The sequence below is a fragment of the Streptomyces sp. NBC_00425 genome (genome assembly GCF_036030735.1).
Classification (GTDB): Bacteria; Actinomycetota; Actinomycetes; order Streptomycetales; family Streptomycetaceae; genus Streptomyces.
Genome location: NZ_CP107928.1, coordinates 8,816,978 through 8,830,021 on the forward strand (window position 1 = coordinate 8,816,978; position 13,044 = coordinate 8,830,021).

Here is a 13,044-nt window from a genome sequence, read left to right on the forward strand (position 1 = left end):
CATGCAGACGGAGCTGAGCACACAACTGGGAGTCGAGCACGCCGTCTTCGGCTTCACGCCGTTCCCCGCGGTCGCCGCGGCCATCAGTCGCGCGGGCGGCTTCGGCGTGCTCGGCGCGGTCCGCTACACCGACCCCGACGACCTCAAACGCGACCTCGACTGGATCGAGGCGCACGTCGACGGCCGGCCGTACGGGCTCGACGTCGTCATGCCCGCCAAGAAGGTCGAAGGGGTGACCGAAGCCGACGTCGAGGCGATGATCCCCGAGGGGCACCGGCAGTTCGTGCGCGACACCCTCGCCGCCTACGAGGTGCCCGAACTGGCCGAGGGCGAGGCCTCCGGGTGGCGGATCACCGGCTGGATGGAGCAGGTCGCCCGCAGTCAACTCGACGTCGCCTTCGACTACCCGATCCGGCTGCTGGCCAACGCCCTCGGCTCACCGCCGGCCGACGTCGTCGCCCGGGCCCACGAGCGGGGCGTCCTCGTGGCCGCGCTCGCCGGCAGCGCCCGGCACGCCCGCAAGCACAAGGACGCCGGCATCGACATCGTCGTCGCCCAGGGGTACGAGGCCGGCGGCCACACCGGCGAGATCGCCTCCATGGTGCTCACCCCGGAAGCCGTCGACGCCGTCGCCCCGCTGCCGGTCCTCGCCGCCGGCGGCATCGGCAGCGGGCGGCAGATCGCCGCGGCCCTCGCGCTGGGCGCCCAGGGCGTCTGGCTCGGGTCGCTCTGGCTGACGACCGCCGAGGCCGACCTGCACTCGCCCGCCCTCACCCGCAAGCTTCTCGCGGCGGGCTCCGGCGACACGGTCCGCTCCCGCGCGCTGACCGGCAAACCCGCCCGCCAGCTGCGCACCGAGTGGACCGACGCCTGGGACGCCCTCGACGGGCCCGGCACCCTCCCGATGCCCCTGCAGGGCCTGCTCGTCGCCGAAGCGGTCTCCCGCATCCAGAAGTACGAGGTCGACCCCCTGCTCGGTACGCCGGTCGGCCAGATCGTCGGCCGGATGAACGAAGTCCGCAGCGTGCAGGAGGTCTTCGACGACCTCACCCGCGGTTTCGAACAAGCCGTCGACCGCGTCGACCGCATCGCCGGAAGGAGCGGCCAGTGACCAGCACACCCCCCGCGGGATTCTGGGCCCAGGCGACCCAGGACCCCGACCGCGTCGTCCTCATCGCCCCCGACGGCGAGGAGTGGACGGCAGGACGCCTGCACGCCGCCGCCAACCGGCTCGTGCACGGTCTGCGCGCCGCCGGACTGGAACGCGGCGACGCCTTCGCCGTCGTCCTGCCCAACTCGGCCGAGTTCTTCACCGCCCATCTCGCCGCCAGCCAGGCAGGCTTCTACCTGGTCCCCGTCAACCACCACCTGATGGGCCCCGAGATCGCCTGGATCGTCTCCGACTCCGGCGCCAAGGTGCTGCTGGCCCACGAGCGGTTCGCCGACCAGGCCCGCCGCGCCGCCGACGAGGCGTCGCTGCCCGCCGGTCAGCGGTACGCCGTCGGTGCGATCGACGGGTTCCGGCCGTACGCCGAACTCCTCGCCGGACAACCCGAGTCGCCGCCCGCCGACCGCACCCTCGGGTGGGTCATGAACTACACGTCGGGCACGACGGGCCGCCCGCGCGGCATCCGGCGGCCGCTGCCCGGCAAACCGCCCGAGGAGGCGTACCTCGGCGGCTTCCTCGGCATCTTCGGCATCAAGCCCTTCGACGACAACGTGCATCTCGTCTGCTCGCCGCTCTACCACACGGCGGTGCTCCAGTTCGCGGGCGCGTCCCTGCACATCGGCCACCGGCTGGTCGTGATGGACAAGTGGACGCCCGAGGAGATGCTGCGGCTCATCGACAGCGGCCGCTGCACCCACACCCACATGGTCCCCACCCAGTTCCACCGGCTGCTCGCCCTCCCCGACGAGGTGCGGGCGCGCTACGACGTGTCGTCCATGCGGCACGCCATCCACGGCGCCGCGCCCTGCCCCGACCATGTGAAACGGGCGATGATCGACTGGTGGGGGAACTGCGTCGAGGAGTACTACGCGGCCAGCGAGGGCGGCGGCGCGTTCGCCACGGCGGAGGACTGGCTGAAGAAGCCCGGCACCGTCGGGAAGGCGTGGCCCATCAGCGAGCTGGCGGTCTTCGACGACGACGGCGAACGGCTGCCGGCCGGTGAACTCGGCACGGTGTACATGAAGATGACGACCGGCGGCTTCGCCTACCACAAGGACGAGGACAAGACCCGCAAGAACCGCATCGGCGACTTCTTCACCGTCGGCGACCTCGGCGTGCTCGACGAGGACGGCTACCTGTTCCTCCGCGACCGCAAGATCGACATGATCATATCCGGCGGCGTCAACATCTACCCCGCCGAGATCGAGTCCGCGCTGCTCGCCCACCCGGCCGTCGCCGACGCGGCCGTCTTCGGCATCCCGCACGACGACTGGGGCGAGCAGGTGAAGGCCGTCGTCGAACCGGCGCCGGGCCACGAGCCGGGGCCCGCCCTCGCCGCGGCTCTCCTCGACCACTGCGCCGACCGGCTGGCCGGCTACAAGCGGCCCAGGAGCGTCGACTTCCTCGCCGAGATGCCCCGCGATCCCAACGGCAAGCTGTACAAGCGGCGGCTGCGGGAGCCGTACTGGGAGGGCCGGACGCGTCCGGTGTGAGCGTGCCCGGCCGACGGCACGGCGGCCGCCCCTCGGCGGAAGGCCGCCCCCGACCGTGCGGCGTGAGCCCGCCCGCCCGGCGGTCGGGCGGCCTCGGCCCCTGGGCGGGCGGCCCCGGTCCGTCGGCGACGGGCCCGGGGCCGTGCGCGGCGGGTCTCGGTGCCGCATCGCGGCGTGGGCCGGGTCGGGTCGTTCGGCGGAGTCGCCGGCTCCGCCCCCTGGGCGAAGGCCGGCCACGGCCGTTCGGCGGCAGGACGGCTCCGCCCGGTCGGCGAGGACGGCGGCCGCAGGCCTCTTCGGCGCCGGGGCGGATCCGCCGCGCGCCGCCGGTGTTCCGGGTCCGCCCGCGCCGTCGTCCCCTCACGGCGACTTGACCTGCCCCCGCCCTCGCCCGAGGATCATGGGTCATGACGCCCGGACACGGCAGCACGGTCGACGGGGTGCTGCGGCGCAGCGCCCGCCGCACCCCGGCGCGCGTCGCGATCGAATACCGCGACCGCACCTGGACCTACGAGGAACTCGACGAGGCCGTCTCGCGTGCGGCGAGCGTCCTGCTCGGCGCCGGCCTCGCCCCGGGCGACCGGGTCGGCGCCTACGGCCACAACTCCGACGCCTACGTCATCGCGTTCCTCGCCTGCGCCCGCGCCGGCCTGGTCCATGTGCCCGTGAACCAGAACCTCACCGGCGACGACCTGGCGTACGTGGTCCGCCAGTCGGGCAGCGCGCTGGTCCTCGCCGACCCCCCTCTCGCGTCCCGGCTCCCCGAGGGCGTGCGCACGTCGGCCCTGCGCGACGCCGACGACTCGCTGCTGGCCCTGCTGCCCGCGGCCGACCCGTACGACGGCCCCGAGCCGCGCCCCGAGGACCTGGTGCAGCTGCTGTACACCTCGGGCACGACCGCCCTGCCGAAGGGCGCGATGATGACGCACCGCGCCCTGGTGCACGAGTACCTGAGCGCCATCGCCGCCCTCGACCTCAGCGCCGGCGACCGTCCCGCGCACTCCCTGCCGCTGTACCACTCGGCGCAGATGCACGTCTTCCTGCTGCCCTATCTCGCGGTCGGCGCGACGAACCTCGTGCTGGACGCCCCGGACGGCGACCGTCTCCTCGAACTGATCGAGGCGGACCGCGTCGACAGCCTGTTCGCCCCGCCGACCGTGTGGGTCGCCCTGGCGGGCCGCCCCGACTTCGACGAGCGTGACCTGAGCGGGCTGCGCAAGGCGTACTACGGCGCGTCGGTCATGCCGGTGCCCGTGCTGGAGCGGCTGCGCGCACGCCTGCCGAAGCTCGGCTTCTACAACTGCTTCGGGCAGAGCGAGATCGGTCCGCTCGCGACCGTCCTCGCGCCCGACGAGCACAAGGGACGCCTGGACTCCTGCGGGCGCACGGTGCTGTTCGTGGACGCCCGGGTCGTCGACGAGGACGGCGCGGACGTCCCCGACGGCACGCCCGGCGAGATCGTCTACCGCTCCCCGCAGCTGTGCGAGGGCTACTGGGACAAGCCCGAGGAGACCGCCGCGGCCTTCCGTGACGGCTGGTTCCGCTCCGGGGACCTCGCCGTGCGTGACGCCCACGGCTACTTCACGATCGTCGACCGGGTGAAGGACGTCATCAACACCGGTGGCGTACTGGTCGCCTCACGCCAGGTCGAGGACGCGCTGTACGCCCACGACGCAGTCGCGGACGCCGCGGTGATCGGGCTGCCCGACGAGAAGTGGATCGAGGCGGTGACCGCGGTGGTCGTCGCGCGCGACGAGGTCACCGAGGAGGAGCTCATCGCGCACGCCCGGGAGAGGCTGCCGGCGTTCAAGGCCCCCAAGCGCGTCTTCTTCGTCGACGGACTCCCGCGCAACGCCAGCGGGAAGGTCCTCAAGAGGGAACTGCGCGAGCGGTTCGGCTCGTGACCCGCGCGCGCCCCGTCACTCCCGGGGCCGCAGGTCCACGATCCGCCTGATCTTGCCGACCGACCGCTCCAGCGTCTCGGGGTCGACGATCTCCACGGCGGCGGACACGCCGATGCCTTCCTTCACCGCCGCCGCGATGGCCCGGGCGGCCGTGTCGCGGTCGGCGGGCGTGGCGTCGCGTCGGGCCTCCGCGCGGACCGTGAGGGCGTCGAGCCGGCCCTCCCGGGTCAGCCGGAGCTGGAAGTGGGGCGCCACGGCCTCGGTGCGCAGCACGATCTCCTCGATCTGGGTGGGGAAGAGGTTCACGCCGCGCAGGATGACCATGTCGTCGCTGCGGCCGGTCACCTTCGCCATGCGGCGGAAGACGCGGGCCGTCCCCGGCAGCAGCCGGGTCAGGTCCCGGGTGCGGTAGCGGACGATCGGCATGGCCTCCTTGGTGAGCGAGGTGAACACCAGCTCGCCCTCCTCGCCGTCCGGCAGGACCTCGCCGGTGACCGGGTCGACGACCTCGGGGTAGAAGTGGTCCTCCCAGATGTGCAGCCCGTCCTTCGTCTCCACGCACTCCTGCGCCACCCCCGGACCGATCACCTCCGACAGCCCGTAGATGTCGACCGCGTCGATCGCGAACCGCTCCTCGATCTCCTGCCGCATCCGCTCGGTCCACGGCTCGGCGCCGAAGATCCCCACCCGCAGCGAGGTGGAGCGAGGATCGACGCCCTGCCGCTCGAACTCGTCCAGCAGGGTCAGCATGTAGGACGGGGTCACCATGATGACCCGGGGCTCGAGGTCCTGGATCAGCTGGACCTGACGGGACGTCATTCCGCCGGACGCCGGGATCACCGTGCAGCCGAGGCGTTCGGCGCCGTAGTGCGCGCCGAGGCCACCGGTGAACAGGCCGTAGCCGTAGGCCACATGGACCGTGTCGCCCGGCCTGCCGCCCGCCGCGCGGATCGAACGGGCCACCAGGTCCGCCCACAGGGACAGGTCGGCGTCCGTGTAGCCGACGACCGTCGGGCGGCCCGTGGTGCCGCTGGAGGCGTGGATGCGGCGGATGCGCTCCCTGGGGACGGCGAACATGCCGTAGGGGTAGTGCGCGCGCAGGTCGGCCTTGCCGGTGAAGGGGAAGCGGGCCAGGTCGCCGAGGTCGCGGCAGTCGTCGGGGTGGACGCCGGCCTTGTCGAAGGCCTCGCGGTAGAAGGGCACGCCGGCGTACGCGTGACGCAGTGAGGCACGCAGACGCTCCAGCTGTCGTGCGCGCAGGGCGTCCTCGGTGAGGCGCTCGCCCTCGTCCAGCGCGTTCCTCGTGTCCGCCATCGAGGTTCTCCCTCACCCGAATCGTGCCGATGCTGCCGACCGATCATTCGGTCGATCTTCCTCGGGATCAGTAATCCAGGCCCGAGGCCGTCAGGCAAGGGTTCGGCTACCGGTTCTGCCCGGAGATCGCGATCAGGAGTTCTCCGCCACCGCCGCCTCCCGCGCCCACCGGTAGTCGGCCTTCCCGCTCGGGGAGCGGCGGATGGACTCGGTGAGCACCAGTTGGCGCGGGATCTTGTAGCCGGCCAGCCGGGTGCGGCAGTGACTCTGGATCTCCTCCAGGGAGAGCGGCGGGGCGCCCCGGCGCACCTGGACCACCGCCGCCACGTGGGCGCCCCACCTCGCGTTCGGCACCCCCGCCACCAGGGCGTCGTACACGTCCGGATGCGCCTTCAGCGCCTGTTCGACCTCCTCGGGGTACACCTTCTCGCCGCCGGTGTTGATGCACTGCGAGCCGCGCCCGAGGACGACGACCACGCCGTCCTCGTCGACGGTGGCCATGTCGCCGAGCAGAACCCAGCGCTCGCCGTCCTTCTCGAAGAAGGTCTCGGCGGTCTTCGCCGGGTCGTTGTAGTAGCCGAGGGGGACATGGCCGCACTGGGCGACCCGGCCGACCTCGCCCGGCGCGGTCGCCTCCTTGGTGGCCGGATCGACCACCCGGGTGCGGGAGTTGACCCGGACGCGGAAGCCGCGCTCGGGGCCCGAGTCGTCCGTTGCCGTGCCGTTGAACCCGGACTCCGAGGAGCCGAAGTTGTTGAGCAGCATCGCGTTCGGCATCAGCTCCCGGAACTGCCGGCGGACCGTGTCCGACATGATGGCCCCGGACGAGGAGACGCTGAACACGGACGAGCAGTCCGTTCCCCGCATCGGGCCCTCGAGCGCGTCGATCAGCGGCCGCAGCATCGCGTCACCCACCAGGGAGATGGCGTTGACCTTCTCCCTGGCGATGGTCCGCAACACCTCCTCGGGCACGAACTTGCGGTGCAGCACGACCCGTTGGCCGAAGTTGAAGCCGATGAACGCGGTGAGGGTCGACGTGCCGTGCATCAGCGGGGGCGTGGGGAAGAAGGTGATCCCGGAGCCGCCGGCGGCGACCCGCTCGGCGAGCTCCTCCGGCTTCTTCACCGGCTCCCCGGTCGGCGCCCCGCCCCCCAGGCCGGCGAAGAACAGGTCCTCCTGACGCCACATCACGCCCTTGGGCATACCGGTCGTGCCGCCCGTGTAGATGATGAACTGGTCGTCCCCCGAGCGGGCCGGGAAGCCGCGCTCCGGGGAGCCGCCCGCCTCGGCGTCCGCGAAGGAGACGACGTCCGCGAGGGGAGCGACCTCCTCGCCCGCCGGGCCGACCCGTATCAGGTGCCGCAGCGCCGAAGTCTGCGGCAGCGCGGCCGTCACCCGGTCGGTGAACTCCGCCTCGAAGACGAGGGCGGCCAGGTCGGCGTCCCGGTAGAGGTAGACCAGCTCCTCCTCGACGTACCGGTAGTTGACGTTGACCGGCACGATCCGGGCCTTGAGGCAGCCCAGCACCGTCTGCAGGTACTCGACGCCGTTGTACAGGTGCAGGCCGAGATGCTCGCCGGGGCGGATCCCGCTGTCGAGGAGGTGGTGGCCGATGCGGTTGGCCGCGGCGTCCAGCTCCGCGTACGTCAGACGGCGTTCCGCGCCCGAGCCCGGGTGGTCCACGTGGACGAGCGCCTCGCGGTCCGCCGCCACGTCGACGACCGACTCGAACAGGTCGGCAAGGTTGTACTCCACCGTTCCTCCTGACCTCACGACGGCCTGGCTCCCAGACGGTTCGCCGGTCATCAGAGCAAAGGGCACGGCAAGTGGGAAGGCCTCCGGCGAAGAAATCTGACTGTCTGTCAGAAAACCCTTGAACTGCCATCACGCCTCCTGCAACCTGTTCTCGTTCTTTCCGAGGGGAGATCTGCGATGGGCGGTACCGAACACCTCACCGTGCGGCGCGAGGGCGCCACACTGGTGCTCACGCTCAACAGGCCGGAGGCCAGGAACGCGCTCTCGATCGCCATGCTCGTCGGCCTGTACGACGGCTGGCTCGAGGCCGACGCGGACGACTCGGTCCGATCGGTCGTCCTCACCGGCGCCGGCGGCTCCTTCTGCGCCGGCATGGACCTCAAGGCGCTCGCCGGCCAGGGCATGGAGGGCGAGCAGCACCGCGACCGGCTCAAGGCCGACCCGGACCTGCACTGGAAGGCGATGCTGCGCCACCATCGCCCCCGCAAACCGGTGATCGCCGCCGTCGAGGGCCACTGCGTGGCGGGCGGGACCGAGATGCTCCAGGGCACCGACATCCGCGTCGCGGGGGAGTCCGCCACCTTCGGCCTCTTCGAGGTCAGGCGCGGCCTGTTCCCGATCGGCGGTTCCACGGTCCGCCTGCCACGGCAGATCCCGCGCACCCACGCCCTGGAGATGCTGCTCACCGGACGGCCCTACAGCGCCCGCGAGGCCGCCGGCATCGGCCTGATCGGGCACGTCGTGCCCACCGGGACCGCCCTGGACCGGGCCCTGGAGATCGCCGAACGCGTCAACGCCTGTGCCCCGCTCGCCGTGGAGGCCGTGAAGGCGTCCGTGTACGAGGCCGCCGAGTTGACCGAGGCCGACGGGCTGGCCGCCGAACTGGCACGGGGCTGGCCGGTGTTCGACACGGACGACGCGAAGGAAGGCGCCCGCGCCTTCGCGGAGAAACGGCCGCCGGTCTACCGACGCGCGTGACGCTCCGCCGGGCGAGTGGGCGGTAAGAGCAGTTCGCCATACTGCGGGTCCGTTGTGGCTGGTCGCGCAGTTCCCCGCGCCCCTTTCGGGGCGCTCCCGCTGACGTCGGCTTCCCAGGGAGGCAGCTCCGATGCCCGAAGTGCTCAAAGCTCCGCTCGTCGTCGAGTTCCCGTTCACCCGGTCCCTCGGCCCCGTCCAGAGTGCCTTCCTCACCGGCCTGCGCGAACGCCTCGTCCTCGGCGTGCGCACCGCAGACGGCCGCACCCTGGTCCCGCCCGTCGAGTACGACCCCGTCACCGCCGAGGAGCTCCACGAGCTCGTCGAGGTCGCCGCCACCGGCACGGTCACCACCTGGGCCTGGAACCACGCCCCCCGGCGCGGCCAGCCCCTCGCCACCCCGTTCGCCTGGGTCCTGGTCCGCCTCGACGGCGCCGGCACCGCCCTCCTGCACGCCCTCGACGCCCCCGGCCCCGACGCCGTCCACACCGGCATGCGGGTCCGGATCCGCTGGGCGGAGAACCGCACCGGCGCCATCACGGACATCGCCTGCTTCGAGCCCCACGACGGCGAACCCGGCCGACCGGGCGGCGAACGACAGGAGTCCGACGGCGAACGCGTCACCGGCATCGTCGCCCCCGCCCGCCTCGACTACACCTACTCGCCCGGCCGCGCCCAGTCCGCCTACATCGAGGCGCTCTCCACCCGGCGCACCGTCGGCGAACGCTGCCCGTCCTGCCGCAAGGTGTACGTCCCGCCGCGCGGAGCCTGCCCCACGTGCGGCGTCCCGACCGCCGAGCAGGTCGAGGTCGGACCGCGCGGGACCGTCACCACCTTCTGCATCGTGAACATCAAGGCGAAGAACCTCGACATCGAGGTCCCCTACGTCTACGCCCACATCGCTCTCGACGGCGCGGGCCTCGCCCTGCACGGCCGCATCGGCGGCATCCCCTACGACCAGGTGCGCATGGGCCTGCGCGTCGAACCCGTGTGGACGGACGGCGCCCGCTACCCCGACCACTACCGGCCGACCGGCGAACCCGACGCGGACTACGACGCCTACAAGGAGCTGCTGTGACCCGTGAGGAAACCCCGGGCGTCCGCGACATCGCGATCGTGGCCTTCGCGCAGACCGACGTCCTGCGCACCACCGACGAGCTCTCCGAGGTCGAGATGCTCATGCCGGTCCTGCACAGCGTCCTCGACCGGACCGGCCTGAAGACCGCCGACATCGGCTTCACCTGCTCCGGCTCCAGCGACTACCTCGCCGGCCGCGCCTTCTCCTTCACCCTCGCCCTGGACGGCGTCGGCGCCTGGCCGCCCATCTCCGAGTCGCACGTCGAGATGGACGGCGCCTGGGCGCTGTACGAGGCGTGGACCAAGCTCCTCACCGGCGACGCCGACACCGCGCTCGTCTACTCCTACGGCAAGTCCTCGCCCGGCTCCCTGCGCGATGTCCTCACCCGCCAGCTCGACCCGTACTACGTCGCCCCCCTGTGGCCCGACTCCGTCGCGCTCGCCGCGCTCCAGGCCCAGGCACTCATCGACGCGGGCGAGGCCGACGAGAGCGCACTCGCCACGATCGGCACCCGCAGCCGACGGGTGGCGACCCTCAACTCCCACGCCCAGCTGCGCGGCACGGTCCCCCAGGGCGACTACGCGGTACGGCCGCTGCGCACCGGCGACTGCCCGCCCGTCGGCGACGGGGCCGCCGCCGTGATCCTCGCGGCGGGGGAGCGCGCCCGTGAGCTGTGCTCCCGGCCCGCGTGGATCCGGGGCATCGACCACCGCATCGAGGCCCACTCGCTCGGCGTGCGCGACCTCACCGACTCGCCCTCCACCCGCCTCGCCGCCGAGCGGGCCGGCGTCTTCGAACGGCCCGTCGACACCGCCGAACTGCACGCCCCGTTCAGCGCGCAGGAGATCGTCCTGCGCAAGGCGCTGCGGCTGGACGACAGCGTGCGGGTGAACCTGTCCGGCGGCGCCCTCGCCGCCAACCCGATGATGGCCGCCGGCCTCATCCGCATGGGCGAGGCCGCCGCCCGCATCCACCGGGGCGAGTCCGACCGGGCCCTCGCCCACGCCACGTCCGGCCCCTGTCTGCAACAGAACCTGGTCGCCGTACTCGAAGGGGATGCGCGATGAGCAAGGAGCCCGTGGCCGTCGTCGGGATCGGCCAGACCAAGCACGTCGCCGCCCGGCGGGACGTCTCGATCGCCGGGCTGGTCCGGGAGGCGGCCCGGCGCGCCCTCGACGACGCCGAGCTGACCTGGGCAGACGTCGACGCCGTCGTCATCGGCAAGGCCCCCGACTTCTTCGAGGGCGTCATGATGCCCGAGCTGTACCTCGCCGACGCCCTCGGCGCGGTCGGCAAGCCCATGCTGCGCGTGCACACGGCCGGCTCCGTCGGCGGCTCGACGGCACTGGTCGCCGCCGGCCTCGTCGCCGCCCGCGTCCACGGCACCGTCCTCACCCTCGCCTTCGAGAAGCAGTCCGAATCCAACGCCATGTGGGGGCTGTCCCTGCCCGTCCCCTTCCAGCAGCCCCTGCTCGCCGGGGCGGGCGGGTTCTTCGCCCCGCACGTACGCGCCTACATGCGCCGCAGCGGCGCGCCCGACACCGTCGGCTCCCTCGTGGCGTACAAGGACCGCCGCAACGCGCTGAAGAACCCCTACGCCCACCTCCACGAGCACGACATCACCCTGGAGAAGGTCCAGGCCTCGCCGATGCTGTGGGACCCGATCCGCTACTCGGAGACCTGCCCCTCCTCCGACGGCGCCTGTGCGATGGTCCTCACCGACCGGGCCGGCGCCGCCCGCGCCCCCCGCCCGCCCGCCTGGATGCTCGGCGGGGCGATGCGCAGCGAACCAACCCTCTTCGCAGGCAAGGACGCCGTCTCGCCGCAGGCAGGCAAGGACTGCGCGGCGGACGTCTACCGCCAGGCCGGGATCGGCGACCCGCGCCGGGACATCGACGCCGTCGAGATGTACGTGCCGTTCTCCTGGTACGAGCCCATGTGGCTGGAGAACCTCGGCTTCGCCGACGAGGGCGAGGGCTGGAAGCTCACCGAGGCCGGCGTCACCGAACTCGACGGCGACCTGCCGGTCAACATGTCGGGCGGCGTCCTGTCCACCAACCCGATCGGCGCCTCCGGCATGATCCGCTTCGCGGAGGCGGCGCTCCAGGTGCGCGGACAGGCCGGCGAACACCAGGTGGAGCGGGCCCGCAGAGTCCTCGGGCACGCGTACGGGGGCGGCTCGCAGTTCTTCTCCATGTGGCTCGTGGGAGCGCGACCGCCGGAGTCCTGAAAGGTCCTTCCCACGTGCCCTGTCGGCGTCCGGACCCGGTCGCTAGGCTGGCCCGCGGACGACGAACCGGGAGGAGCACGGACGTGGCCGAGAGCACCATCCAGCAGCCGCCGCTCACGGGCTGGGACAAGCCGGAGCTGGACCTCAGCAACGCCGAGTGGCAGTCCAGCAGCCGGGGGCGGGGGGATGTCCAGATCGCCTTCGTCGAGGGGTTCATCGCGATGCGCAACAGCGGCAGCCCCCAGAGCCCTTCTCTGATCTTCACCCCCGCGGAGTGGGGAGCGTTCGTGTCGGGGGCGCGAGAAGGGGAGTTCGACCTGACCTGAGACCGGTCGCCCCCGGAGCCGGCCGGTCCGCCGACCGCCGCTGCGGCCCCTCGAGGACGAGCGCGGCCGGGGGTTTTCCCGGCCGCCGTGACCCCGTCGGAGCCGGCGCGGGCGACGGGTCCCGGCAGTCGGACGGACCCCGCCCTCGCGCACGGCGAGCGGGCCCGGCCGAAGGAGCCTTCGGACCGGCGGGAGCGGCCGTCCCCGGGCCGCTGCGAAACGACGGTCCGGGACCCTCCCAGCCGCCGCCGAACGGCCGCGGCCACGTACCATGGCCGCATGTCGTTCCTCCGCCGCCGCAGCGCCACGCCCGCCGGGCCCGAATTCGACGTTCTGGCCATGGACCCGGGCGACTGGCCCGGCAATCTGGGCGCCGGGCTGCTGCCCGCCCCCGACGGCAGCTGCCAGGGCGTCTTCCTGCGCTACGACCTCTTCGGCGACCGCGGCCCCGCGATGATCATCGGCAATCTGCCCGAGGGCTCCCCGGCCCGTGAGGTGGAGGAGGGGGAGATCCCCTTCGAGGTGGCCCAGCTGCTGCTCGCGCTGGAGAACGACGAGGAGGTGACCGTCGTCGGCGTCGAGGACATGCCGGTGATGCAGGGCGACAACCTGCTGATCGTGCGCCGTCTGAAGCTGTCCGAGGGGCGCATCTCCTGCGTGCAGTTCGACCGCAGCGACAACGTCCTGGTGACCATCGCCGCCTGGGACCGCCCCATCACCGACGACCTGTACGCCCTGCTGAAGCCGCTCCCGGCGGAGCTGTTCCAGCAGGGCTGAGGCACGCCTGGGTCCGCCCGGGAG

11 protein-coding genes are annotated in these 13,044 nt (G+C 72.6%); 9 read left to right on the top strand and 2 right to left on the bottom strand.

Annotated elements, in window-relative coordinates:
• Position 1: 1 nt before the first annotated feature.
• From OHS82_RS38855 to OHS82_RS38865, 3 genes are all read left to right on the top strand, one after another.
• Complete coding sequence (locus tag OHS82_RS38855) at positions 2-1,111, top strand: NAD(P)H-dependent flavin oxidoreductase (protein ID WP_328435579.1); 1,110 nt, start codon at positions 2-4, stop codon at positions 1,109-1,111.
• Positions 1,108-2,661 (top strand): acyl-CoA synthetase, encoded by a 1,554-nt coding sequence (locus tag OHS82_RS38860; protein WP_328435580.1) that lies wholly within the window; start codon positions 1,108-1,110, stop codon positions 2,659-2,661. The genes OHS82_RS38855 and OHS82_RS38860 overlap by 4 nt, the downstream gene beginning before the upstream one ends.
• 407 nt (positions 2,662-3,068) lie before the next feature.
• Entirely contained in the window at positions 3,069-4,565 is a 1,497-nt protein-coding gene (locus OHS82_RS38865) for a fatty acyl-CoA synthetase (RefSeq protein ID WP_057581661.1), read from the top strand.
• 15 nt (positions 4,566-4,580) lie between these two features.
• Here OHS82_RS38865 and paaK read toward each other — a convergent pair whose 3' ends face one another.
• Together paaK and OHS82_RS38875 are read right to left on the bottom strand one after the other, a co-directional pair.
• Positions 4,581-5,879 (bottom strand): phenylacetate--CoA ligase PaaK, encoded by a 1,299-nt coding sequence (paaK, locus tag OHS82_RS38870; RefSeq protein WP_328435581.1) that lies wholly within the window; start codon positions 5,877-5,879, stop codon positions 4,581-4,583.
• Between the two features lie 132 nt (positions 5,880-6,011).
• Positions 6,012-7,634: an acyl-CoA synthetase gene (locus OHS82_RS38875; protein ID WP_057581664.1), complete on the bottom strand. Its 1,623-nt coding sequence runs from the start codon at positions 7,632-7,634 to the stop codon at positions 6,012-6,014.
• Positions 7,635-7,811: 177 nt separating this feature from the next.
• Between OHS82_RS38875 and OHS82_RS38880 the strand changes: the two genes are divergently transcribed.
• The 6 genes from OHS82_RS38880 (at position 7,812) to OHS82_RS38905 (ending at position 13,020) form a co-directional block, all read left to right on the top strand.
• A complete protein-coding gene (locus OHS82_RS38880) occupies positions 7,812-8,612 on the top strand; it encodes a crotonase/enoyl-CoA hydratase family protein (RefSeq protein WP_057581667.1) in 801 nt (266 codons plus the stop codon).
• Positions 8,613-8,742: 130 nt separating this feature from the next.
• A complete protein-coding gene (locus OHS82_RS38885; RefSeq protein ID WP_057581669.1) occupies positions 8,743-9,687 on the top strand; it encodes a Zn-ribbon domain-containing OB-fold protein in 945 nt (314 codons plus the stop codon).
• On the top strand, positions 9,684-10,754 hold the full coding sequence (locus OHS82_RS38890; RefSeq protein ID WP_057581671.1) for a thiolase domain-containing protein: 1,071 nt from the start codon (positions 9,684-9,686) through the stop codon (positions 10,752-10,754). The genes OHS82_RS38885 and OHS82_RS38890 overlap by 4 nt, the downstream gene beginning before the upstream one ends.
• A complete protein-coding gene (locus OHS82_RS38895) occupies positions 10,751-11,917 on the top strand; it encodes a thiolase domain-containing protein (protein ID WP_057581674.1) in 1,167 nt (388 codons plus the stop codon). Before OHS82_RS38890 ends, OHS82_RS38895 begins: the two co-directional genes overlap by 4 nt.
• 83 nt (positions 11,918-12,000) lie before the next feature.
• Positions 12,001-12,243, top strand: a complete 243-nt coding sequence (locus tag OHS82_RS38900) for a DUF397 domain-containing protein (protein WP_057581675.1) — start codon at positions 12,001-12,003, stop codon at positions 12,241-12,243.
• Positions 12,244-12,522: 279 nt separating this feature from the next.
• On the top strand, positions 12,523-13,020 hold the full coding sequence (locus OHS82_RS38905) for a hypothetical protein (RefSeq protein ID WP_057581678.1): 498 nt from the start codon (positions 12,523-12,525) through the stop codon (positions 13,018-13,020).
• Positions 13,021-13,044 lie beyond the last annotated feature (24 nt).